Raw genomic sequence first — 24245 nt, forward strand, 5'->3', positions numbered from 1 at the left:
GCGACATGAAACAGTCTTCCGACATGCGCCGCATCCTTGGCGGAGACAGCAATATCATCCAGCTCATCGTCATCACCGTGCTGGTCTTTGCGTTGATGACCTGGATGAATCCGGACAAGTTCCTGCGCTATTACAACTTTGAATCCATCAGCTACATCATGCCGGAGCTGGGCATCCTCTCCGTCGCCATGATGATTGCCATGCTGACGGGCGGCATCGATCTTTCGGTGGTCGGCATCGCCAATCTGGCGGGCATCGTGGCCGGGGTTTATTTTCACTCCTCCATGGTGCAGGCGGCACAGGCCTCCGGCTCGGGGATGCTGTTCTACACCATCATCGGCATATTGCTCGCACTGCTGGTCGGGCTTGTGTCGGGGCTGGTCAACGGCCTCCTCATAGCCAGGCTGCGCATCACGCCGATCCTCGCCACGCTCGGCACCGGACAGGTGCTGATGGGGCTTGCCCTGGTTCTGACCGGCGGGCCTGCCATCGTCGGCTTCCCCGATGCGTGGAACTGGGTCGGTAACGGCAATCTGTTCGGCATCGCCACGCCTTTCCTTCTGTTCATCGCGGTGTGCATCGTCGTGGCAATTCTCCTGACGCGCACGACGCTCGGCATCAATCTCATGCTGATCGGCACCAATCCCCGGGCTGCCGTCTTTGCCGGCATCCGCAAGGAGCGCATGATCCTTTACTCCTACATGCTCACCGGCGTTCTGGCTTCCATAGCCGGGATCATCCTCTCGGGCCGCACCAACGCCGCCAAGTCGGACTATGGCGCGTCCTACCTGCTGCAAGCCGTGCTGATCGCCGTTCTCGGGGGCACCAATCCGGCAGGCGGCAAGGGGCGGGTGCTGGGCATCGCCATCGCGCTCGTGGCGCTGATGCTGCTTTCCTCCGGCTTCCAGATGATGCGGTTCTCCAACCATCTCATCGATTTCATCTGGGGCGCTTTCCTCATTCTCGTCATCGCGATCAACGCATCGCGCAATCAGGGCAGGTGATCCCTATGCAAAATATCGGGCCGGACATCGAATTTCATCTTCGCCGCCAGGATTTTGTCGAGCAGCCGCATGTGATCGCCAACACCTATGGCCTCAGCGTCACCGCCTTTCGCTATCCAAGCGGCATAGAGGCCCTGCTGGTCGAGAACGAGCGCGGCAACATCATCGTGCTGCCCTTCATGGGCCAGATGATCTGGGGGGCTGAATTCGACGGCGTGGACCTCACCATGGGCAACAGCTTCTCCATGCCGCGCCCGGCAACCACCATCGTGGAAACCTATGGCTGCTTTGCGTTCCACAGCGGCATCCTGCGCAATGGCTGTCCTTCGCCTCAGGACAATCATCTTCTGCATGGCGAAATGGCCTGCGCAAAGATGGACAAGGCGGGCCTTCTCTTTGGTCATGACGCGCGCGGCGTCTTTGTCGAGATCACCGGCGAATACGAATATGTAATGGGCTTCGGCGCGCATTATCTGGCACGGCCAAGCGTGCGGCTTCATGCCGATGAAACGCTGTTCGACATCACCATGGACGTGGAGAACCTTTCATCCGCTCCTATGGAGCTGATGTATATGTGCCACGTCAATTTCGCCTATGCGGAAGGCGCGCGGATCGTGCAGCCGGTGCCCTATACGCCGGATCACGTGCAGGTGCGCACCGCCGTTCCCGGCCACGTTACGCCCAACGACGATTACCTGTCGCTGATCGACGAACTGGCCTCCGACCCGGCCGCGATGGAAGTGCTGGATGAACCGGAGCGCTACGATCCCGAGCAGGTCTTCTATATTCGCGGCTTGCCGAAAGATGCCGATGGCAACACACATCTGATGATGCAGCTTCCCGAGGGCGACGGATTTGGCATTTCCTACCCGACCGAAATCTTCCCAAAAACCGTGCGCTGGATTCTCGTGAACGGAGACGCGCAGGTTGCAGCCTTTGCCCTGCCCTCGACCTGCGAGCCGGAAGGCTATCTGGCCGAAAAAGCCAAGAACAATGTGCAGGTGCTGGCACCGGGTAAGCGCGCCGTCTTTCCCGTGCGCGTCGGCTATCTCGATACGACAGCCGCCGAACAGTTTGAAGCCACGATCAAGGCACTCTGAAATTTCAAAGGAACGTCTCATGACCAGAAAGATCGGAGTGGTCGGCTCCAACATGGTGGACCTCATCACCTATGTGAACCGTATGCCCGGCCCCGGCGAAACGCTGGAAGCCCCGACATTTGAAATCGGCTGCGGCGGCAAGGGCGCCAATCAGGCCGTCGCCGCCGCGCGCCTTGGCGCGGATGTGATGATGGTCACGCGGGTGGGCGACGATATTTTCGCCGACAGCACCATCCGCAACCTGAATGAGTTCGGCGTCGATACGCGCCATGTGCGCAAGGTCCCCGGCAAATCGAGCGGCGTAGCCCCAATCTTCGTCGAACCCTCGGGTGAAAACTCGATCCTCATCGTCAAGGGCGCCAATGCCGATCTTCTGCCCGCCGAAGTCGACAAGGCTGCCAACGATCTGAAAGCTTGCGGCCTTATTCTCATGCAGATGGAAGTTCCGGTCGAGACCGTCTATCACACCATCGCCTTTGCTGCAGAAAATGGCATTGAAACCATCCTGAACCCGGCCCCTGCCGCCGCCGATCTCGATCCCGAATTGATCCGGCAGGTGACCTTTCTCGTGCCGAACGAGAGCGAGTTGGCAATCCTCTCCGGCCTGCCGACCGGGACGGACGATGAAATCGTCAGCGCAGCGCGTTCGCTCATCGCGCGTGGCATCCGCACCGTCATCGTTACGCTCGGCGGACGCGGAGCGCGGATGATTACGGCAAGCGAAATCGTCAATATTCCGCCAGTCAAGGTCACGCCGAAGGACACGACTGGCGCAGGCGATGCCTTTATCGGCTCCTTCGCCCGGTTTTACGCCGGGACCGGCGATGTGGAGGCCTCGCTTCGCAAGGCCGCCCTGTATGCGGCCCATTCCATCACCCGGTCCGGCACGCAGAAAGCCTATGCCAGCCAGGAAGAATTCGAAACGTTCTGCCGCGATCACGCCCCCTCGACCGAACGCGCCTGATCGTAACTGAACCCATGAACGGACAATGAAATGACCGAAGCCCTCCCCCGCAATAACGGGACACCGCTCAAGCCGGACTGGTTTGAGGACGTGTCCGTCAATCGCAGCGCCTCCGAGCGCCGCGCCGCCACCATCAGCGCCCGCCGTTCGGTGAAGAAGGAATATCAGGCGGCGTGGCTCATCCGCGCCATCCAGTGCATCGACCTGACGACGCTCGCCGGCGACGATACGGCGGGCCGCGTGCGCAGGCTCTGCGCCAAGGCGCGCCGTCCGGTACGCGAGGATATTCTGGAAGCGCTGGGCCTCGCGGATGCAGGCATCACCACCGGTGCGGTCTGCGTTTATCCGACCATGGTTCCGCACGCCGTGAAAGCGCTTGAAGGTTCCGGCATTCCGGTCGCCTCGGTGGCGACGGGCTTTCCTGCCGGTCTGACCCCCTTGCCGCTGCGCCTTGCCGAAATCACCTATGCGGTGGAACAGGGCGCGCATGAAATCGACATCGTGATTACCCGCGAGCACGTGCTGACGCAGAACTGGTCAGCCCTTTACGACGAGATTGCCGCCATGCGGGAAGCCTGCGGCGATGCGCATATGAAGGCGATCCTCGCCACCGGCGATCTCAACACGCTCACAAATGTCTATCGCGCCTCGATGGTGGCGATGCAGGCGGGTTCGGATTTCATCAAGACCTCGACCGGCAAGGAAGATGTCAACGCCACCTTGCCGGTGAGCCTGACCATGGTGCGGGCGCTGCGCGATTATGGCGCGCTTTCCGGCCAGAGCGTCGGCTTCAAGCCTGCGGGCGGCCTCAAGAGCGCCAAGGATGCGCTCGCCTGGCTCACCCTGATGAAGGAAGAACTCGGCAATCGCTGGCTGGAACCCGATCTGTTCCGCATCGGCGCATCATCGATGCTTGGAGATATCGAACGGCAATTGGAGCACTTCGTGACCGGGCGCTACTCCGCCGCCAACCGTCACGCTGCTGCATAAAGTTTATCGCATTTCTGCGACGCCAAAAGCTCCATTTGGCTGCAAATGCTTAGAGGATTTTCAGAATGCGACCCATCAAGGACATTCTCAAGACCATGGAATACGGACCTTCACCCGAAGCAAACGGCGATGTGAACCTGTGGCTGGAACAGCATGGCCGTTCTTTCGGCCACTATATCAACGGAGCCTTTGTCAAGCCGGAAGGCCGCAAGGCGATCGCCGTCGCCAATCCGGCCAATGGCGACAAGCTCGCAGAAATCACCTGCGGCAATGCGGATGATGTCGATCAGGCGGTAAAGGCCGCCCGCGCCGCTTTCGGCAAATGGTCCAAGCTGTCGGGCTACGAGCGTGCGAAATATCTCTATGCCATCGCGCGCCATATCCAGAAGCGCGAGCGCTTTCTGGCCGTGCTGGAAACCATGGACAATGGCAAGCCGATCCGCGAAACCCGCGATATCGACATTCCGCTCGCCGCCCGCCATTTCTACCATCATGCGGGCTGGGCCGAGATGGTGGAAGATGAGTTCAAGGGCTTTTCGCCGGTCGGCGTCTGCGGTCAGGTCATTCCGTGGAATTTCCCGCTTCTCATGCTTGCCTGGAAGATCGCACCCGCTTTGGCCGCCGGTAACACGGTGGTTCTGAAACCTGCCGATCTGACGCCGCTTTCGGCCATTGCCTTTGCTGAAATCTGCCACGAAGTCGGCTTGCCCGCAGGTGTCGTTAACATCGTGCAGGGCGATGGCACCACCGGCGCGGAAATCTGCGGCCACGACGGGGTGGACAAGGTTGCCTTCACCGGCTCGACGCGGGTTGGCCGCGTCATTCGCGAGCAGATCGCAGGTTCGGGCAAAAAACTGTCGCTGGAACTGGGCGGCAAGTCGCCCTTCATCGTCTTTGAAGATGCCGATCTCGATGCCGCGGTCGAGGGTGTGGTCGATGCCATCTGGTTCAATCAGGGCGAAGTGTGCTGCGCCGGATCACGGCTGCTGGTGCAGGAAGGCATTGCCGGGCGTTTTTATGCCAAGCTGAAAAAGCGCCTCGAAAGCTTGTGGGTCGGCGATCCGCTCGACAAATCGACCGATGTCGGGGCCATCGTCTCGCCCGGTCAGGTGAAGCGCATTTTCGATCTTATCCAGAAGGGCATCGAGGAAGGCGGCGAATTGTGGCAGACGCCGAACCCGCTGCCAGCCAAGGGCAATTACATCGCCCCCGGTTTCTTCACCGAAGTGGATCAGGCCTCGACCGTGTGTCAGGTGGAAATCTTCGGGCCGATTGCGGCGGCGACGACCTTCCGCACCCCGGACGAAGCCGTCTCGCTTGCCAACAATACGCGCTACGGGCTGGCTGCGTCGATCTGGTCTGAAAACATCAATGTCGCGCTCGATCTTGCGGCGCGGGTGAAGGCCGGTGTCGTCTGGATCAACTGCACCAACATGCTGGATGCCGGAGCCGGTTTCGGCGGCTACCGCGAAAGCGGGTTCGGCCGCGAAGGCGCACGCGAGGGCATGTACGAATATCTTGTCTCCGATTGGGAAAAGGCCCTCTCCCCGGCCGAGGTTGCGGAAGTCTTCGTGCCATCGGCCTCGCCTGCCAGTGACGACAAGGTCGCTATCGACGGTATTGATCGCACGATGAAGAACTATATCGGCGGCAAGCAGGCGCGCCCCGATGGCGGCTACAGCTATTCGGTCATCGGCAAGGGTGGCGCGGTCATCGGTCAGGCCGGGATCGGCAATCGCAAGGACATTCGCAACGCGGTGGAAGCGGCGACAAAGGCCGGAAGCTGGGGCGCAGCAACAGCCCATAACCGGGCGCAGGTGCTCTATTATCTCGGCGAAAACCTTGATGCGCGCCGGGCGGATTTCGTGGCGCGACTGATGGAAAGCACCGGCGTCAACGAGAAAAAGGCGGAAGAGGAATTTGAAACCGCGCTGCGCCGCATCTTCTATTATGCCGCGCAGGCCGACAAGTTCGACGGGGCGGTGCACTCAACCAAGTCGCGCCATGTAACGCTGGCGATGAACGAACCGTGGGGCGTGATGGGCATCGTCTGCCCGGACGAAGCGCCGCTTCTGTCGCTCGTCTCGCTCGTGCTTCCCGCAATCGCCATGGGCAACCGAACGGTGGTCGTGCCTTCCAGCCGCCAGCCGCTGGTCGCAGGCGACTTCTATCAGGTGCTCGACACGTCCGATGTGCCGGGCGGCGTGGTCAATATCGTCACCGGAGAACGCGACCTTCTGACGAAGACGCTGGCCGAACACGACGATGTTGCGGCTGTCTGGTACTTCGGTTCCCGCGAGGGCAGCGCCATGGTCGAAAAGGCTTCAGCCGGAAACCTCAAGGCCACTTGGGCCAACAACGGTCGCCTGCCCAACTGGCTTAACAGGGCCGAAGGACAGGGCCGTGATTATCTGCGGCGGGCTGTGCAGGTGAAAAATATCTGGGTGCCTTACGGGGCATAGGCCAAGAATAAAAGGCCCGCTTCGGCGGGCCTTTTGCTGTGCATTTACTGCGGCACCCACAAAATGGCGTCGGAATTGATCCCGAGAAGCAACGCCTGCGCGACAGCACGCGCCTTCAACTCTTCGCTTGGCTCCGGCTCGCGCGACAGCACCCAGAAGTAACTGCGCGTAGAGCCGACAATGATCGACCATTGATAGCCGCCTTCATCGATATCCATGATGTTGTAGCCGCCGTAGAATGGCCCGAAGAAGGAAACTTTCAACGCGCCTTCGTCGGGAGACCGAACAAAGCGCGCGGTTCCGGTGGCCTGCGTCCAGCGACCTTTCCACGGATCGAAGCCGCGATTGACCACTTTCACCGTTTGATCGGGATTCAGCGAATATTCCGCGGTCGTGCGCGTCAGACCACGCTCGAAACGGTTTTCAAGCCGTCCCACTTCGTACCACTTGCCGAGATAGCGCGTGAGATCGAAGGGTTTAACCGGGACTATTCCCTGTGGAATTTGCGGCGAGCTTGCCCGGGTCAGCGCGTATCCCGCGGCCAATCCCGTCAGACCCAGGGCGAGTTTTCCAAATCTCATCGTCTTCCCTTCCTTTTTCGCATGAAGAGAAAAACCGATGCCGGGGCGATTGGTTCCCCACAGGCGGCAGGACGCCCTTTCGCAACGTCATCCAACTGTCACGCAATCCGAATAGAAGCTCCCAAGTCATTTGGATTGCGGGAAAATGTTACAGTCCTCTAATATAAAAGCGGATATTGCCGTTCGGGCTGAGGGGCTGAATCTTGCCTACGGTCCGACCACGATATTGAAAAATATCGATCTTTCACTGCCGCGAGGACAGACCCTCGCCCTGCTAGGGCCGTCCGGTTGTGGCAAGACCACGCTGCTTCGCCTCGTGGCCGGACTGCTCGCCCCGACGAAAGGATCGATCACGATCAACGGCATCACCGTCGCGGATGCCCGGAAGGGCACTTTCGTCCCGCCTGAAAAGCGGCATCTCGGCATGGTGTTTCAGGATTATGCGCTCTGGCCGCATATGACCGTTTTCGGCAATGTGTCCTTTCCGCTCGAAATGCGCGGGCTGGGCCGCGCGGAGCGGGAAAAGCGCGTTGCCTCCGCACTCGACCGCGTTGGTCTGGCCGGATTTGGAGAGCGTGCGATCAGCGATATATCGGGCGGCCAGCAGCAGCGCGTCGCCATTGCCCGCGCCATCGTTGCCGAACCGGGACTGGTATTGTTCGACGAGCCGCTTTCCAATCTCGACCGGGAACTGCGCGAAAACATGGTCACCGAGATCGGGCAGCTTGTCGCCAATCTGGGCCTGACCGCGATCTATGTCACCCACGACCAGAGCGAAGCCTTTTCCCTGGCCGATCAGGTGGCTGTCATGCGCGCCGGTGTGATCGAGCAGCTGGCTTCGCCTGAAGCGCTTGTCGCCGAGCCGACCACACCTGCGGTCGCCGATTTCCTGCGGCTCGGCTGTGTCGTACCGGTCGAACAGCGCGACAATGCCTACAAGATCGCGCGCACTGAAATCCACATCGCCCAAGGTTCCGCCGCCGGACAGGCAACCCATGTGCTGTTGCCGTCGCGCTCCGTGCGCAGCGTTCCCGTCCATGAAGCCGCAATTCCCGCAACCGTGCTGCGCTCGCAGTTTCGCGGCGACGGCCACCTGACCACGGTGCGCATCGGTTCGCAGCAGGACGGTCACGAACTGACTTATCTCGACCATATCCGCCTTTCTCCCGGCGTTCCGGTCGGCATTTCGGTCGATGCCAGCCAGCTGCGCTGGTTTTCGAAATAGGACCATTCCATCAGGCAACATCTCAGGAGAGACAGATGAAAAAATCCATTCTCGGCGCAGGGCTGGCGCTTGTCACCGCCTTGCTGTCCAGCACGGCAGCCCATGCAGACATCACCGTCTATTCGGCTGGTCCCGGCAGCCTGATCGAAAAGCTTGCGGCAGGCTTCACCGCCAAGACCGGCGCGAAGGTCAACGTCTTTCAGGCAACCACCGGCAAGGTCATGGCGCGCATCGAAGCGGAAGCCGCCAATCCGGTTGTCGACGTTCTGATTTCGGCGTCCTGGGACACGGCAACCGACTTCGCCAAGCGCGACTGGCTGGTGGCCTATACCAGCCCGAATGCGGAGAAAGTACCGGATTTCCTCAAGAACGAAACCGCGGTCGCGCAGGGCGTCTCCGCCCTCGGTATCGCGTGGAACCCAGCGAGCAAGACGCCGAAGCCTGCCGAATGGGCCGATCTCGCCAAGCCCGAATACAAGGATCAGGTCAACCTGCCGGACCCGGCGCAGTCGGGCGCGACCTTCGAGCTCGTTGCCGCCCTTCAGGCCCAGCAAGGCTGGGACCTTTTCAAGAACCTGCATGAAAACGGCGCGGCTGTGGCCGGTGCCAATGCAGAGGCTCTGAACCCCGTCCTTCAGGGTGCCAAGGCCGCCGTGTTCGGTGCCGTCGACTATATCTCGCTTGCCGGCAAGGCCAAGGGCGAATCCATCGACGTCATTTTCCCGGCATCCGGCACAGTGATCGCGCCCCGCCCCGCCATGATCCTCAAATGGTCGAAGAACCAGGATGAGGCCAAGCAGTTCGTCGACTACATGCTGTCCGACGAAGGCCAGAAAATGGTTGCCGACACCTATCTGATGCCTTCTCGCACCGATGTTCCAGCCAATCGCCCGCTGATCGGCGATCTTAAAATCCTGCCGATCGACGCCAAGGAAGTCTACGGCAAGCGCGACGAGACGCTGAAGGAATTCGGCGCCGCCTTCGCAGCCAGCAACTGATATTTGAGGGGAAGACAGACATGAAGACAGGCGGTGCGGCGGCTCGCAATCCGCTCGGGTTCGTTGCGGTTGCCGGGCTCGCTTTCATCGTCGCGGTACCGTTTGTCTTCATCGTTCTTCAGGCTGTCTTTCCGCAACTGGGGAGAGGCTCGCTGGCCGAGCCTTTCCTGCATCTCCCGGCCCTGTTTGAAGACCCGAAGCTTTTGCGCATGAGCGGCAACACAGTGCTGCTGGGGCTTTCGGTGGTCGTGCTTTCCGCCTTCATCGCCGTTCCGCTCGCCGTTTTCCGCGCGCTCTACAAGGTGCCTTTTGCCGTCCTGTGGGACGTGCTGATGCTCGTGCCTTTCATGATCCCGCCCTATATCGCCACGCTTGGCTGGATCATGACGCTGCAACCGCGCGGCTATCTCGAGCAACTCATCGGTTTCAATCTGGCGCCCTTTCTGTTTTCGGTCGCCGGCATGAGCTTCGTCATGGCGCTGAACACGTTTCCGCTCGTCTATTTTGCGGTATCGCGCACGATTGAAGCGGTCGGCGCACGTTATTCCGATGTCGGTCGCGTGTTCGGCGCCTCGCCGTGGCGCTCCTTCTTCCGCATCACCCTGCCACTGGCGACACCGGGCCTTGCGGCAAGCCTTTTGCTCGTTTTCGCCGCAGCCATCGAGGAATATGGCACCCCGGCAGCCCTTGGACGCCGTTCCGGCTTTGAAGTGCTGGTGACGGAGATCGATCTTCGCATTTCCGACTGGCCCATCGACCTTGCGGGTGCTGCCGTCTTTTCGCTGGCGCTCGTCTGCCTGTCGCTGGCGGCTTTTCTGGTCCAACGCTGGATATTGACGCGCCGGTCCTATGTGACGACCGGCGGCAAGCCACAGGCAAAGGACAAGCGTCCGCTCGGAGCGCTCACCATTCCCGTGGTCGCTCTCTTCGCCCTCGTTGCCTTCGCTGCAACGGGCGTTCCCCTGCTGGCCATTCTGGCGACCGCTCTTTCCAAGACCGTATCCGGCGGGCTGGTGCCGTCGAACCTCGGCTTCGACAATTTTGCCGCCATTGCCGAAAACAGCGCAGGCGGCATGCGCGCGCTCGTCAACAGCCTCTCGCTCGGCGTCGCAAGCGCTCTCCTGACCGGGCTTCTCGGCGCGGTCGCCGCCTATGCCGTCGTGAAGATGCGTTTTCGCGGGCGCTTCTGGCTCGACATACTGACTGTCCTGCCCAATGCCTTGCCCGGCGTCGTCGTCGCGGTCGGACTCATTCTGGCCTGGAACCAGCCCGCCCTGCCCGTCTCGCCCTACAACACACCGCTGATCCTGCTGCTTGCCTATTGCTGCATTCTTCTGCCGCAGCCGATCCGCTATGCATCCGCTGCCTTCCACCAGATCGGCGACAATCTGGAAGCCGCGGCGCGTGTGTGCGGCGCAAACAGCTTCACAGCTTTCCGGCGCATCATGCTGCCGCTGATCGCGCCAAGCCTCATAACGGCCATGCTGCTCGTCTTTGCCATTGCCACGCGTGAGCTGGTCGCATCCATACTGGTCGCTCCGGTCGGCATGCAGACAATCTCGATCTTCATCTGGCGTCAGTTCGAGCAGGGCTCTGTCGGGCTCGGCATGGCCATGGCATTCATCGCCATCCTTATCACCACACTTCTGCCGCTGATCCTGATGGGCTTGTTGAAGCGCTCCGGCCTCGTTAGAATCTGACCTTCCTTCCCTACGGGGACATGCTGCAACAGCAGGGTCGAAATTCAAGCGCATCGAAAAGCCGGGAGAACCATTTTGACGAAACAAGCCGTTGTCTTGAAAAGAGAAGACTGGGCGAGGCGCGACGATGCGTGGTCCGGCCGCGTCGAAGGCAAGAGATTTGGTACCGATGCGTCGATCATATTCTTCTCGACCGATGTTGTCGGGCATGGTCCCAAACTGCACCAGCACCCTTATGACGAGATTTTCATCGTTCGTCAGGGAAATGCGCTGTTCATGGTCGGCGACGAAAAGATGGAGGTATCAGAAGGCCAGGTTGTATTCGGTCCGGCAAACATACCGCACAAATTCGTCAATCTCGGCCCCGGACGTCTGGAAACAACGGATATTCACGTGAGCCAGCATTTCGAGCAGGAAGACCTGGAGTGAAATGAGGGGCAACGCCTCACAGCATTTTCGGTAGAATTGGCTTGCCATAGCCGCAAAAGATGATAATTTTAGTCATATTAATGCATTGATATGTTGGCGCATATCCACGAAACACTTCCGGCAGACGAGCCGGAATTTCAACGAAACGCTGCGCACACGGATCGGAACGTTTTGGGCTTCTGGCATTCGATGATCTGGCAGGCCGAAGGCATCCGGGTGGTTGCGCCGGTTCAATGGCGTGTGCTGGATGGGCTGGTGAGCGTCTATTGGGAGGCTGAAAGCCAGACGGGAGCCAACGGCTATTTCCTGTCGCACGATCCCCGCATCATGATTTTCTTCCAGGATGTTTCGTCCAACATTCGCATATCGAACGATAGCGGTGTCTTTACCCAGCATCACCGCTCCCAGCACCATCGCCCGATGACGCGGGCGATCTACATCCCCGCTGGCGTCCCGATGTGGACGAATACCGTTTCGCTCCACCGTTTTTCACATCTGAACCTGCATTTCCACAAGGACCGGCTGCTCAAATATCTGAGCCCCACGCTTGGTGCATCCATGGCGATGGCCGCCATGCGCAGCCCGGTGGAAATTCAGGACCTCGGCGCCATAGAAACGCTTGCCCGCCTGATCGTCGACGAGACAGCCAATCCAACGAAACACGGGCTTTATGCTGAAAACCTCATTGGCAGCATTCTGACCGGCCTTCTCGATATACCCGGGGAAGACAACAGGCAGGGTTATGGACGCCTAACCATGGCGCAGATGAACAGGCTCAATGCGCGTTTCGACAGCTGCAGCGACCGCCGGTTGAGTGTTGCCGAAATGGCCGCAGCCGTCGGTCTGTCGGAAAGCTGGTTCGCCAATGTCTTCAAGCAGACGACCGGCAAGACACCATTGCAATGGCAGATGGCGAAGCGCATCGATCGGGCGCAGCAATTGCTGGCGGAAAGCGACATGACTGTCGCCGGCATCGCGGCCCAGCTCGGTTTTACCGATCAGGCCCATCTAACCAAGGCTTTCCGGCAGGTCGTTGGTGAAACGCCCGCCGCGTGGCGGCGTTTCCAGTCCAAACGCTAGCTGTTCCCGGTTGAGGCTCCGCTGCCTTTACTGACGGAACCGCTCACTCACCACGTTCGGCGCAGCGTCGCGGTGATCTCCCGGCCCGGATTGTAGAAATCCGCTCCAAAGCCGCCATAGGCGACATATTTCTTGTCGAACAGGTTGCTGACATTGACCTGCAACGCCGAGTTATCGAGAAACTCATAGGTAAACGCGGCGTCGAACACCACATTACCGCTCGTGCCCGACGTATTGTCCGGCGTAAAGTAATAGGCGCCGATATAGCGGCCACCAACGCCGAACGTCATGTCGCCACGACGACCGCTGCCCTCGATCTTGTAGTTCGCCCAAAGCGACGCAAGGTGTTTGGAAACAAACTGCGGACGGTTGCCCTCATTGCCGCCAGTGCCGTTCTCGACGATCTCCGGGTCCATATAGGAATAGGCCGCGATCAGGTTGAGATTGTTCGTCAGCTCGGCCTTGGCTTCCAGATCGATACCGCGAACGCGAACTTCGCCAATCGTGGATGGCTGAAGCGTAATGGGATCGTTGACCGAAATATTGTTCTTGGTCAGGTCGTAAACAGAAGCGGTGAACAGGGCCGGAAATGCGGTCGGCTGGTATTTCACCCCGACTTCGATCTGTTCACCCCGCTCAGGATCGACGCCGATGGCCGGGGGCGCGACCGATTCAGCATAGCTCGTATAAACCGCCCATTCATCGGTCACCCGATAGGTGAGGCCGAAGCGGCTGGTGAACTCGCTCAGATCACCATCTGTCGTCTTGTTGCTGAGATTGTTCGTCTGCGACAGGTCGAGCCAATCATTGCGCAGGCCAACACTGGCGATCAGCTTTTCTGCGAATGTCAAATCTTCCTGGAAATAGATTGCCCTGGTCTTCTGCCGGGTCGACGTATTGCCGATGAGCGGCAGACCAACCGGGGCACCGGTAAAGACCGGGTTGGTCCAGTCTATGCCTGGTGCTGGACCCCAGAGTGTCTTGTTGGTCGCCGAATAATTGTTGTACTCGATGCCCGCCATCGTCCGGCTTTCAAACCGGTCGAAGCTGGTTTCATATTTGAGATTCACATCGCCCACGAAATTCTCGGCCGAGGATTCGTTCCCGAAGAAATCGCGCCGGGCAATCGTTGAGCCATCGGTCGGCGTCGCAGAAATATAGGCATAGCCGAAATCGGTATCCTGATTGCTGTAACGTCCGTTTGCGCTCAACGTCAGGCCATTGCCGAAGTCATGATCGAACATGGCGCTGACGGTATTCCGGTCGGTACCGCGATAATTGAAGTCAGGCTCTCCAAAAAAGCGGCTTCTGCTGAAATTGGTGCCGACCGGATGGCCCCCGCTTCCGGGCACGCCATTACGGTGAAGATGATCAAAGATCACCGTCAGATTGGTCGCATCGCTCGGACGCCAGGTCAGGCCGCCCATGATGAACTTTTCATCATCGCGCGAATAATCATATTCGGCATCGGCATCCTTGAACTTGCCGGTAAGACGATAGGAAAGCGTTTCATCGCCGGTCAAATTATCGCCGAAATCGAAGCCGACTTCCTTATGATTGAAGGACCCGCCCGTAACATAAGCTTCGCCGAAGCGCTCCGTTTTCGGTCGCTTGGTCACATAGTTGACCATGCCGCCGGGATCGGAAACACCGAAGGCCGTGGAACTGGCGCCTTTCAGCACTTCGATACGTTCGAATGCATAGGGCTCCTCCCGCACACCCCCAAAGGGGCGGCCAAGCGTAAGCCCGTCGCGATAGGTGTTGGCGTCGAAGCCGCGTATCTGGAAGAAGTCGAACCGATCATCCGATCCGTAGAAATTGGTGGACACGCCTGCCGTATATTGCAGAACCTGCTCGACAGTCTGGGCGTTACGTTCCTGCATTTCCTTGGCAGTGATCACCGATACGGAAGCTGCCGTGTCCATGATATCCGCCGCCATCTTGCCGCCGCCGGTTGTGCGCGTTGCGACGATTGATTTGGAATCGTCGTCGCTTCCGCCGGAGCCATTGACCGTGATGGTCTTGAGCACCGTGGTCGTTTCCCCCGTTGCCGCTTGCTGCGCCGAAGCCAGATCGGGCATGGATACGACCAGCGCCGTACACCCCAGAAGAATTGCCCTGCGGTAGCGGACCCGCGTGATCTTCTTCGTCTCAGCAGTCTTTTCAGTGTCCATGGTCAGGTCCGATATGCAGTTTGCGGCGGCCGCCTTCGGCGACGGTTTTCAAATCGTGGGGATGTTGGCCAGCCTTGCGATTCCAGCCTTTCAAAGACCGGACGCGTCCGGTCATCGACTGTCGGTAAACTGAAATTGTCCCCGGATCGCCATTAACTTGATAAGCGTTGTCCAGTATTGTAGAAAACTGCTTTTTTGTAGGAAGTCACGGTTAATTCGCAACAGCTTTATCGAGGCGCGTGCTTCGGCCTTGACGTGAGGGTCTTAACTTGACAGTGAAAGGCCACTTTACATGCAAGGAGAATGCGCCGGATGACGTGGTCCATTCGCTCTCTATTTTTCGCTGCCCTGGCCTCATTTGCGATCACTGCGCCGCAAAGCGCACAGGCCGGCGCAAAAGCGACTTATCCGATTGTTATCAAACATGCCTTTGGCACGACGACAATCGAGAAAAAGCCGGAGCGGATCGTCACTGTCGCGTGGGCAAATCATGAGGTTCCTCTTGCGCTCGGCGTGGTGCCGGTCGGTTTTGCGCGCGCCAATTTCGGTGATGACGACAACGACGGACTGTTGCCCTGGGTGGCAGCAAAGCTGAAGGAACTTAGCACGGATACACCGGTTCTCTTCGACGAAGGCGACGGGATCGATTTCGAGGCCGTGGCGGAAACGCGGCCCGATGTCATCCTTGCATCCTATTCCGGCCTCAGCCAGTCGGATTACGATACGCTCAGCCAGATCGCTCCGGTTGTCGCCTATCCGGAAGCGCCATGGTCCACCGACTGGCGCGACATGATCCGCCTCAACAGCGCTGGCATGGGCATGGCGGAAGAAGGCGAAGCGCTGATTGCAAAGATCGAAGGCGAGATTGCCGAGACGGTCAACCAGTATCCGCATCTCAAAGACAAGTCGGCTATGTTCGTCACGCATCTCGATACGACGGACCTGAGCACGGTCAATTTCTACACCACTAACGACACGCGGGTGAGATTCTTCACGGACCTTGGCCTGAACTCACCCAAAAGTGTGGTCAACGCCTCCAAACCGGGCCAGTTCTCCGGCTCCATCAGCGCCGAGCGTGTCGACATGTTCGATGACGTGGACATCGTCGTAACCTATGGCAGTCAGGAATTGCTAGACGCCATGAAGCGCAATCCACTTCTCGCCAGCATGCCAGTGGTCGAAAATAATGCAGTGGTCATGCTGGGCAAAAACCCTCTCGGGACAGCGGCCAATCCCACACCGCTTTCCATTTCCTGGGTGTTGAAGGACTATGTCGCCCTTCTTGCCGGCGCGGCCGATAAAGCAAAATGACCGTCGCCCGCATCCGGCGTTCAAGCCAGCCAATCACCATATATCGGTCCAACAGAGCGAGGACCGGCTGGCTCGGCGCGGTCGTCTTTCTCCTCGTGACCCTTTGTGTTCTGTCCGTGTCGCTCGGCACGCGTGAAGTGCCATGGCCTGACATTGTTGCGGCCCTGCGTGGTCATATGGACACCATCGGACAGGCCGCCGTCGCCATGCGCATTCCGCGCACCTTGCTCGCTCTTCTCGCCGGAGCAGCGCTCGGTCTGGCAGGCGCCATTATGCAGGGCATTACCCGCAATCCGCTGGCAGATCCCGGCATTCTGGGCGTCAATATGGGCGCATCGCTTGCCGTCGTCATCGGCGTTGCGTGGTTCAACATCGTTTCCGCACCAGCTTATATCTGGGCAGCCATATTCGGTGCCGGTTGCGCCGCCGTCTTCGTCTATATGGTCGGATCGCTTGGCCGTGGTGGCGCAACACCGCTCAAGCTCGCGCTGGCCGGTGCAGCCACGTCGGTAGCATTTTCCTCACTGGTTATCGCCATCGTGCTGCCCCGCAACGATATTGCCGGCGGCATTCGCGCCTGGCAGATCGGCGGCGTTGGAGGTGCGACTTTCGACCGGCTCGCTTATGTGCTGCCATTTCTCGCTGTCGGTTTCGTTGTCAGCTTTCTATCGGCGCGCAAACTGAACTCCCTGGCACTCGGCGATGAACTTGCCGCCGGGCTCGGAGAAAAGGTCGCCATTGCTCGCGCTGTTGCGGCGCTCGGCGCAATTCTGCTGTGTGGTGCAACCACCGCCATCTGCGGTCCCATAGGATTCGTGGGCTTAGTTGTGCCGCATATATGCCGCCTCCTGGTCGGGGTCGATCACCGCTGGCTATTGCCATTCTCGGCCCTCAGCGGAGCCTGCCTCCTGCTTGCTGCAGATATTGCCGGACGCCTCGTTGCCCGCCCTGCCGAACTCGATGTCGGGATCGTCACCGCCCTGATCGGTGCGCCGTTCTTCATCTGGATTGTCAGGCGCCAACGGGTTCGCGAGTTGTGATCATGCTGCATTCCACCGCCGATCTTATCGCCCGGAACCGTCGCAGCCGCACCCGCAAGCGCAATCTTGTCATCGGTCTTCTTCTGGTCATTCTCGTCGCCCTCTTCCTCCTCACTTTGATGCTGGGCCAATCGTTCACGCCGCCAAAAGATGTCGTCCGGGTACTCCTGGGCGAAAACGTTCAGGGAGCAAGCTTCACGGTCGGGAAGTTGCGCCTGCCGCGCGCCGTCCTGTCCGTGCTAGCAGGGCTGAGCTTCGGCCTTGGCGGTGTCGCATTCCAGCTTATGCTGCGCAATTCACTTGCAAGCCCTGACATTATCGGAATCAGTTCCGGGGCAAGCGCTGCGGCTGTTTTTGCAATCGTTGTGCTGTCGCTAAACGGCCCCATTGTTTCAATCTTTGCCGTTGTGGCTGGCCTCGCCGTAGCGCTTGCCGTCTATGGTCTTTCCTTCAGGAACGGGGTCGCCGGAACCCGTCTTATCCTCGTTGGGATCGGTGTTTCGGCGATGCTCGAAAGTGTCATTGCCTATATTCTTTCAAACGCGCCCGCCTGGAGCCTGCAGGAAGCCATGCGCTGGCTCACCGGCAGCGTCAACGGCGCAAGGCTGGACCAGATGTTTCCTCTTCTGGTCGCGCTGGTCGTTTTCGGCGGTTTGCTTTTGAGCCGGTCGCGCGATCTCGAAGCATTGCGGCTGGGCGACGACAGCGCCGCAGCATTGGGAACCAATGTGGGGCGAACCCGGATTGTTATAATCATTGCCGCCGTCGGCATGATAGCTTTTGCCACGGCCGTTTCCGGCCCCATTGCTTTCGTCGCCTTTCTGTCCGGCCCCATTGCAGCACGTGTCATCGGTAATAACGGTTCCCTGCTCGTCCCGTCTGCCCTGATTGGAGCCATACTAGTCCTCGCCGGCGATTATTGCGGACAGTTCCTGCTGCCCGGCCGCTATCCGGTTGGCGTCGTCACCGGAGTTCTGGGCGCTCCTTATCTCATCTACCTCATCATACGCGTCAACCGCAGCGGGGCATCCCTATGACCGATCACACCCTCATCGCGCGTGAGCTGACCACTGGCTATGGTGACAGGCTTGTGCTGGATAGTCTCGATCTTCAGGTGCCTTCCGGCAAGGTAACAGCAATCGTTGGAGCAAATGCCTGCGGGAAATCTACCTTGCTGCGCACTATGTCGCGACTTCTTGCACCACGACACGGGGAAGTACTGCTTGACGGCAAGTCGATCCACACGCTTCCCTCCCGGCAACTGGCACAAACGCTCGGCCTGCTGCCCCAATCGCCGATAGCGCCGGAGGGCATACTGGTTGCCGATCTGGTCAGTCGAGGTCGAAACCCCTATCACGGCGTATTCTCGCAATGGACGCGGGCAGATGACGAAGCGATCGCAACGGCACTTGAAGTAACCAAGACGACCGAACTGGCCGACAGGCCAGTGGATGAACTTTCAGGCGGCCAGCGCCAGCGCGTATGGATTGCGATGGCACTGGCGCAGCAGACCGATATTCTCCTGCTGGATGAACCGACAACCTTTCTCGACATCAGTCACCAGATTGAAGTTCTGGATCTGCTCACAGATCTCAACCAGAAGCGGGGAACCACAGTCGTCATGGTTTTGCACGATCTCAATCTTGCCGCCCGCTATGCGGATTTTCTGGTCGCAATGGCTAACGGGCGACTATACGCAACCGGAACGCCCGACGACGTGCTGACAGAACAAAATGTTCGTGAGGTATTTCATCTCGAAAGCCGTATCATGACCGATCCAACTTCCGGTCGACCGATCATGTTGCCTTTGGGGCGTCATCGCCTTCGTGATGAGCATCTTGAAGCGCAGCTCGCGCATTCAGACGGATAACCGGCCGCGCCGCAACAGGCTTTTGCAGACTTCTCCAACCCGCTGATTTCATAGCGCCGCGATCCAATGATCGCGGCGTTTTGCGTTCTGGCACAGTCACAACGCAGTGCATCATTATACACATTCCATAATTATCTATAATATTTTAGCTTGAGTCACCGGTTCACATAAAGATAATCTATATTACATAGATTCTTTCTATTTTTATAGATAAAATGGAGAAAGCATGCTCAATACGGTGCAATCGAACCCGGAAGGCGCTGAGAAAACGGCGTCCAAATCGGAGCAGGATGCATGGACGCGCGCAAGCGCGCGTCTGCTCTATGAACTTCCGTTCAACGATCTTCTTTTGGAGGCACAGAGCGTTCATCGTGCCAATTTCGATCCGAACCGCGTTCAGCTCAGCAAACTGCTCAACATCAAGACGGGCGGCTGCCCGGAAGATTGTGGCTATTGCAGCCAGTCGGCACATCACGCTTCGGGTCTCAAAGCTTCCAGATTGATGAGTCTGGATACAGTCCTCGAGGAAGCGCAGAAGGCAAAGGATAGCGGCGCAACCCGCTATTGCATGGGTGCGGCCTGGCGCAGCCCGAAGACGCGGGATGAGCCCGCGATTGTCGAGATGGTCAAACAGGTGAAAGCGCTTGGTCTGGAAACCTGCATGACGCTGGGCATGTTGAGCCCGGATCAGGCGCAGACCTTTGCAGAGGCTGGGCTCGATTATTACAACCACAATATCGATACGTCGGAGCGGTTTTATCCGCAGGTCATCACGACGCGCAGTTTCGACGATCGACTGGAAACGCTCACCCATGTCCGGGAAGCAGGGATCAAGGTTTGCAGCGGCGGCATTCTCGGCCTTGGAGAAACCGAAGACGACCGCGTCGATATGCTGGTGACGCTGGCAAATTTGCCCATCCCACCGGAAAGCGTGCCAATCAATATGCTGATCCCGATGCCCGGTTCGCGGCTGGAGAAAGCATCGCCCGTCGATCCTATCGCCTTTGTCCGCATCATCGCCCTTGCCCGCCTGATGATGCCGCAATCGCATGTCCGGCTGACAGCGGGACGCAGTTCAATGAGCGATGAAATGCAGGCACTATGCTTTTTCGCAGGCGCAAATTCGATCTTTATTGGCGACATGCTGCTGACCGCCGCCAATCCGGGTGAAGATCGCGACACAAGCCTCATGCGACGGCTTGGCCTGACCGCCGATGCACTGGATGCCCATGCATGAGCACCAACCCGTTGGCCCGTTACGCTGCGAAGTTGAAAAACTTACAGCGGCGGCAGCATCTGCGCGCACTTGCCGATAACAGAGGTGCGGATTTCAGCTCGAATGACTATCTGGGTCTTGCCGCATCGCCGTCGATCCGTAATGCATTGATTGCCGAGCTGGAGAACGGCCTTACCACCGGGTCTGGCGGCTCCCGGCTGTTGCGCGGCAATCACCCGGAACACGAACTTCTGGAGGCTGAAGCTGCTTCCTGTTTTCGTGCACCTTCAATGCTGTATTTCAATAACGGGTATACGGCAAATCTAGCAGTTCTCTCGACTTTGCCGTTACGCGGCGATCTGATTGTCTATGACGAACTGATCCATGCCAGCGCACGTGAAGGCATGCGGGCCGGAAAGGCCGAAACCGTTTCCATCCCGCATAACAATACAGATGCATTCGATAGAGCAATCTGCACATGGCGCAAAAAGGGCGGACGCGGCACCCCGTGGATTGTGGTAGAAAGCCTCTATTCTATGGATGGTGACATCGCGCCGCTTTCCGATCTCATCGAGATAGCAGACCACTACGACGCTTTTCTTTTCATCGACGAAGCCCATGCGACGGGCGTGCACGGGCCGGACGGACGCGGTTTTGCTACCGGACTGGGAAACCGACAGAACATCATCACGTTACATACTTGCGGCAAGGCAATGGCCAGTTCCGGCGGGCTGGTTGGAGGAGATCCGGTCCTTCGCGATTTTCTCGTCAATCGTGCACGGCCATTCATCTATTCGACCGCACCTTCGCCCTTGCAAGTATCCGCAACGCGGCTTGCGCTGAAAACCATGATCGCCGAACAACATCGTCGGCCCGAATTGCACCGGCTTATCGCATTCGCCAATGCGCAATTCGCCGATCGACTCGGCAAAGCCGGCAGCGGGACGCAGATACTGCCGCTCGTCATTGGCGATGCCGACCGCACCTTGCGCATTGCACATCGCATGCAGACCGACGGCTTCGACATACGCGCCATACGCCCGCCCACTGTGCCCGCCGGCACGGCGCGCCTGCGCATCACCATCACGCTCAATGTCGATGAACCCACGATAACGCGCATGTTCGAACACCTTGCCACGATCATGGCAGAGGAAATGATATGAACTGCGCTTTTATCGTTACCGGAACCGATACAGGTATCGGCAAGACCGTGTTTTCTGCAGCACTCGCGGGCGCGCTCAGTGCTTATTACTGGAAGCCGGTTCAGTCGGGGCTGGAAGAAGCAACCGACAGCGAAACCGTTGTTCAGCTTGCCGGACTTTCACGCCAGAACATCATCCCGGAATGCTGGCGCCTTAATACGCCTGCTTCGCCGCATCTTTCCGCGCAAATCGACGGTGTGGAGATTGATGCGGAGTCACTCGAGGTACCATCGGTCGATGCACCTCTGGTGATCGAAGGCGCAGGCGGATTGCATGTACCGTTGACACGCTACACGACATTCATTGATGTTTTTGCGCGCTGGCAAAAGCCGATCATCCTCTGTGCGAGAACCAGCCTCGGCACCATCAATCATACACTGCTTTCGCTTGAAGCGTTGAACCGGCGCAGTATCCCCGTGCTCGGTATTGCCTTCATCGGCGATCCTCAACCAGATACCGAGCAGATAATCCCGGAACTGAGCGGCGTTCGCAGACTGGGACGACTGCCCCGCCTTGCGAATCTTGATCCGGACACGCTCCGCCATGCGTTTCGCGAGCATTTCAATATGAACGTTTTTTACGAGGCTTCCTAATGACCGGACGTTCGTCTCCTGTCTGGCATCCCTTCACCCAGCACGCCACAGATCCGGTTTTCCGCAGGATCGTCAAAACTGACGGTGCCTATTTAAAGGATGAAACCGGCCGTTCGGTGCTGGATGCCATATCGTCATGGTGGGTGATTACACATGGGCACCGTCACCCAAAGATCATGGCGGCGATCCGGGACGCATTGGACCAGTTCGATCAGATCATCTTTGCCGAATTCACTCACGAACCGGCAGAAAAGCTGGCGCAAGAACTGGTCAAACTCACCCCGCAAGGCCTCGCCCATGTGTTCTATTCCGACAGCGGTTCCACAGCAGTCGAAGTCGCTATCAAGATGGCACTCGGCTTCTATCACAATAGAAACAAACCGCGTTCACGCATCGCAGTGTTGGAGCATAGCTATCACGGCGATACGATTGGCACCATGTCCACCGGTGCGCGCGGTGTGTTCAACTCCGCCTATGCCCCCCTGCTGTTTCAGGTCGACACCATTCCGTTTCCATCGGTGGGGCGGGAGCAGGAAGCACTCGACGCGCTGGAGCACTTCTGCCGGAGTGGCAAAGTTGCCGCTCTGCTCTTGGAGCCGCTTGTTCTGGGTGCAGGTGGAATGAAAATCTATCCTCCTCACCTGCTCACCGAGTTCCGGCGGATCACGAAACAATACGGAACACTACTAATCGCCGATGAAGTGATGACAGGATGGGGACGCACGGGCACCATGTTCGCGTGCGAGCAGGCATCCACCTCGCCAGATATTCTGTGCCTTTCCAAAGGCATTACCGGCGGCGCTCTTCCGCTAGCCGCAACGCTCAGCACGGCTGAAATCTTCGATGCGCATTTTTCGAAAGACCGCAGCCGCACATTCTTTCATTCCAGTTCCTACACGGCCAATCCGATTGCCTGCGCGGCAGCACTTGCAAATATAGAAGTCTGGCAAACGGAACCCGTCGCGGATCGCATCAGGACATTGGGGCAATTGCACTCGGAAAGGCTATCGCGTTTTCAGGATGATCCTCGTTTCACCAATTTTCGCCAGCAAGGAACCATTGCCGCCCTTGATCTCGCGGTCAAAAAAACCGGCTACCTTTCCGATGCTGGGCCGCAATTGAAATCCTTCTTCCGCAAACAGGGTGTGCTTCTGCGTCCGCTCGGCAACGTGATCTATCTGATGCCCCCCTATTGCGTAACGCCACTTGATCTGGACCTTGCCTATGACGCGATTCATGCGGCGGCCGATATGATTGAGACGGCAGCGCGATGAGTATCTCGAGCCGTATGGCGGGTTTCGGCCATTACGTGCCAGACCGCCGAGTTGCTAATGAGGAACTGGAGCAGCATCTCGGACTGGATACTGGCTGGATCGAAAGGCGCACCGGCATTCGCGAGCGGCGTTGGGCGGCACCGGATGAAACTCTAACGGACATGGCTATGAAGGCGGGAGAAATGGCTCTCCAGGATGCCGGTGTCCCGCACAATTCGGTGGCGCTTGTCATTCTCGCGACATCAACGCCCGATCATCTCCTGCCACCTTCCGCGCCGCTTCTCGCTCACAAGCTGGGGCTGGAAAACTGCGGCGGGATCGATCTTGCAGGCGCTTGCTCCGGGTTCCTTTATGCGCTTGTTCTGGCAGACGGCTTTGTCAAAAACTTCCGCAAGCCAGTTCTGGTCGTGGCAGCCAATATATTGAGCCGCCGGGTCAGTATGGAGGAGCGCAACACAGCAATTCTCTTTGCCGATGCCGCCGGTTCAGTCCTGCTTGCACCATCGAACGATCCACATGCTGGACTGCGTGGGTCGGCGCTCATGTCCGATGGAGGAAATTACGGGCTGATTTCCATTCCCGCTGGCGAGACAAGAATGACCATGCGAGACGGCAAGGCCGTCTTTACGCAGGCCGTTCGTATGATGTTGCGTTGCGCAACCGACGCGCTTGAACAGGCAAAGCTTACTGCCTCCGATGTGAACAGGTTCTTTCCCCATCAGGCCAATGCGCGGATCATCGACACGGTTTGCGACCAGTTGCACCTGCCTGCCTCGATTGCCGCCAGATCGATTGGCGTGTTCGGCAACTCGTCGGCGGCGACGATCCCGCTCTCGCTATCACTGGCATCGAAATCGCAGCCTTTTCAGTCAGGCGAACGGCTACTTCTTTCAGCCGCCGGTGCCGGCATGCTTGCCGGCGCTGCAGTCTGGGAAATTGGCGATGGTTGAAATCCGGCCATGGCTCGAACTGAAATCGGCATTTCCGTCCTGCCTTAGATGGCTACCAGCGCAGTATCCTCGTCAAACATCT

At 58.7% G+C, this 24245-nt stretch carries 21 protein-coding genes; 19 read left to right on the forward strand and 2 right to left on the reverse strand.

Going from position 1 to position 24245, the window contains the following annotated elements; genetic code table 11:
• Positions 1–5: 5 nt before the first annotated feature.
• From JNC63_RS02805 to JNC63_RS02825, 5 genes are all read left to right on the forward strand, one after another.
• The gene (locus tag JNC63_RS02805) at positions 6–1004 is read left to right on the forward strand and encodes an ABC transporter permease (RefSeq protein ID WP_006472055.1); all 999 of its coding nucleotides are present in this window, start codon (positions 6–8) and stop codon (positions 1002–1004) included.
• A gap of 5 nt (positions 1005–1009) precedes the next feature.
• Positions 1010–2104 (forward strand): aldose 1-epimerase family protein, encoded by a 1095-nt coding sequence (locus tag JNC63_RS02810; RefSeq protein ID WP_006472054.1) that lies wholly within the window; start codon positions 1010–1012, stop codon positions 2102–2104.
• 19 nt (positions 2105–2123) lie between these two features.
• Complete coding sequence (gene rbsK / locus JNC63_RS02815; protein ID WP_025092120.1) at positions 2124–3068, forward strand: ribokinase; 945 nt, start codon at positions 2124–2126, stop codon at positions 3066–3068.
• A 30-nt stretch (positions 3069–3098) separates the two neighbouring features.
• Entirely contained in the window at positions 3099–4058 is a 960-nt protein-coding gene (gene deoC, locus JNC63_RS02820; RefSeq protein ID WP_006468299.1) for a deoxyribose-phosphate aldolase, read from the forward strand.
• 65 nt (positions 4059–4123) lie between these two features.
• Positions 4124–6520, forward strand: a complete 2397-nt coding sequence (locus JNC63_RS02825) for an aldehyde dehydrogenase family protein (protein WP_006468298.1) — start codon at positions 4124–4126, stop codon at positions 6518–6520.
• A gap of 44 nt (positions 6521–6564) precedes the next feature.
• Here the strand turns inward: JNC63_RS02825 and JNC63_RS02830 are convergent, their stop codons facing one another.
• The gene (locus tag JNC63_RS02830) at positions 6565–7101 is read right to left on the reverse strand and encodes a lipocalin family protein (protein WP_006468297.1); all 537 of its coding nucleotides are present in this window, start codon (positions 7099–7101) and stop codon (positions 6565–6567) included.
• A gap of 145 nt (positions 7102–7246) precedes the next feature.
• On the opposite strand from JNC63_RS02830, the gene JNC63_RS02835 reads away from it, so the two are divergent.
• From JNC63_RS02835 to JNC63_RS02855, 5 genes are all read left to right on the forward strand, one after another.
• A complete protein-coding gene (locus tag JNC63_RS02835; RefSeq protein WP_006472053.1) occupies positions 7247–8326 on the forward strand; it encodes an ABC transporter ATP-binding protein in 1080 nt (359 codons plus the stop codon).
• 35 nt (positions 8327–8361) lie between these two features.
• Positions 8362–9324, forward strand: a complete 963-nt coding sequence (locus JNC63_RS02840) for an ABC transporter substrate-binding protein (RefSeq protein ID WP_006468295.1) — start codon at positions 8362–8364, stop codon at positions 9322–9324.
• A gap of 20 nt (positions 9325–9344) precedes the next feature.
• Complete coding sequence (locus tag JNC63_RS02845) at positions 9345–11024, forward strand: ABC transporter permease (RefSeq protein WP_006468294.1); 1680 nt, start codon at positions 9345–9347, stop codon at positions 11022–11024.
• Positions 11025–11099: 75 nt separating this feature from the next.
• The gene (locus tag JNC63_RS02850; protein WP_006468293.1) at positions 11100–11453 is read left to right on the forward strand and encodes a cupin domain-containing protein; all 354 of its coding nucleotides are present in this window, start codon (positions 11100–11102) and stop codon (positions 11451–11453) included.
• 171 nt (positions 11454–11624) lie between these two features.
• On the forward strand, positions 11625–12533 hold the full coding sequence (locus JNC63_RS02855) for a helix-turn-helix domain-containing protein (protein WP_198510844.1): 909 nt from the start codon (positions 11625–11627) through the stop codon (positions 12531–12533).
• A gap of 47 nt (positions 12534–12580) precedes the next feature.
• Here JNC63_RS02855 and JNC63_RS02860 read toward each other — a convergent pair whose 3' ends face one another.
• Positions 12581–14707 (reverse strand): TonB-dependent siderophore receptor, encoded by a 2127-nt coding sequence (locus tag JNC63_RS02860; RefSeq protein ID WP_006468292.1) that lies wholly within the window; start codon positions 14705–14707, stop codon positions 12581–12583.
• 312 nt (positions 14708–15019) lie between these two features.
• Between JNC63_RS02860 and JNC63_RS02865 the strand changes: the two genes are divergently transcribed.
• From JNC63_RS02865 to JNC63_RS02905, 9 genes are all read left to right on the forward strand, one after another.
• On the forward strand, positions 15020–16018 hold the full coding sequence (locus JNC63_RS02865) for an iron-siderophore ABC transporter substrate-binding protein (protein ID WP_006472051.1): 999 nt from the start codon (positions 15020–15022) through the stop codon (positions 16016–16018).
• Positions 16015–17058 carry a FecCD family ABC transporter permease gene (locus JNC63_RS02870; RefSeq protein ID WP_006468290.1) on the forward strand — a complete coding sequence of 348 codons (1044 nt, stop codon included), beginning with the start codon at positions 16015–16017 and terminating at the stop codon, positions 17056–17058. Before JNC63_RS02865 ends, JNC63_RS02870 begins: the two co-directional genes overlap by 4 nt.
• A 2-nt stretch (positions 17059–17060) precedes the next feature.
• A complete protein-coding gene (locus JNC63_RS02875) occupies positions 17061–18095 on the forward strand; it encodes a FecCD family ABC transporter permease (protein ID WP_006472050.1) in 1035 nt (344 codons plus the stop codon).
• Positions 18092–18928 (forward strand): ABC transporter ATP-binding protein, encoded by an 837-nt coding sequence (locus JNC63_RS02880; protein WP_006472049.1) that lies wholly within the window; start codon positions 18092–18094, stop codon positions 18926–18928. The genes JNC63_RS02875 and JNC63_RS02880 overlap by 4 nt, the downstream gene beginning before the upstream one ends.
• A gap of 226 nt (positions 18929–19154) precedes the next feature.
• On the forward strand, positions 19155–20165 hold the full coding sequence (gene bioB, locus JNC63_RS02885; RefSeq protein ID WP_006468288.1) for a biotin synthase BioB: 1011 nt from the start codon (positions 19155–19157) through the stop codon (positions 20163–20165).
• Positions 20162–21307: an 8-amino-7-oxononanoate synthase gene (locus JNC63_RS02890; protein ID WP_006468287.1), complete on the forward strand. Its 1146-nt coding sequence runs from the start codon at positions 20162–20164 to the stop codon at positions 21305–21307. The genes bioB and JNC63_RS02890 overlap by 4 nt, the downstream gene beginning before the upstream one ends.
• Complete coding sequence (bioD, locus tag JNC63_RS02895) at positions 21304–21939, forward strand: dethiobiotin synthase (protein ID WP_006468286.1); 636 nt, start codon at positions 21304–21306, stop codon at positions 21937–21939. Before JNC63_RS02890 ends, bioD begins: the two co-directional genes overlap by 4 nt.
• Complete coding sequence (locus JNC63_RS02900) at positions 21939–23213, forward strand: adenosylmethionine--8-amino-7-oxononanoate transaminase (RefSeq protein WP_006468285.1); 1275 nt, start codon at positions 21939–21941, stop codon at positions 23211–23213. Before bioD ends, JNC63_RS02900 begins: the two co-directional genes overlap by 1 nt.
• Positions 23210–24163, forward strand: a complete 954-nt coding sequence (locus JNC63_RS02905; RefSeq protein WP_006468284.1) for a beta-ketoacyl-ACP synthase III — start codon at positions 23210–23212, stop codon at positions 24161–24163. Before JNC63_RS02900 ends, JNC63_RS02905 begins: the two co-directional genes overlap by 4 nt.
• Positions 24164–24245 lie beyond the last annotated feature (82 nt).

It is taken from the genome of Brucella ciceri, from assembly GCF_041930145.1.
GTDB classification, from domain to species: domain Bacteria; phylum Pseudomonadota; class Alphaproteobacteria; order Rhizobiales; family Rhizobiaceae; genus Brucella; species Brucella intermedia.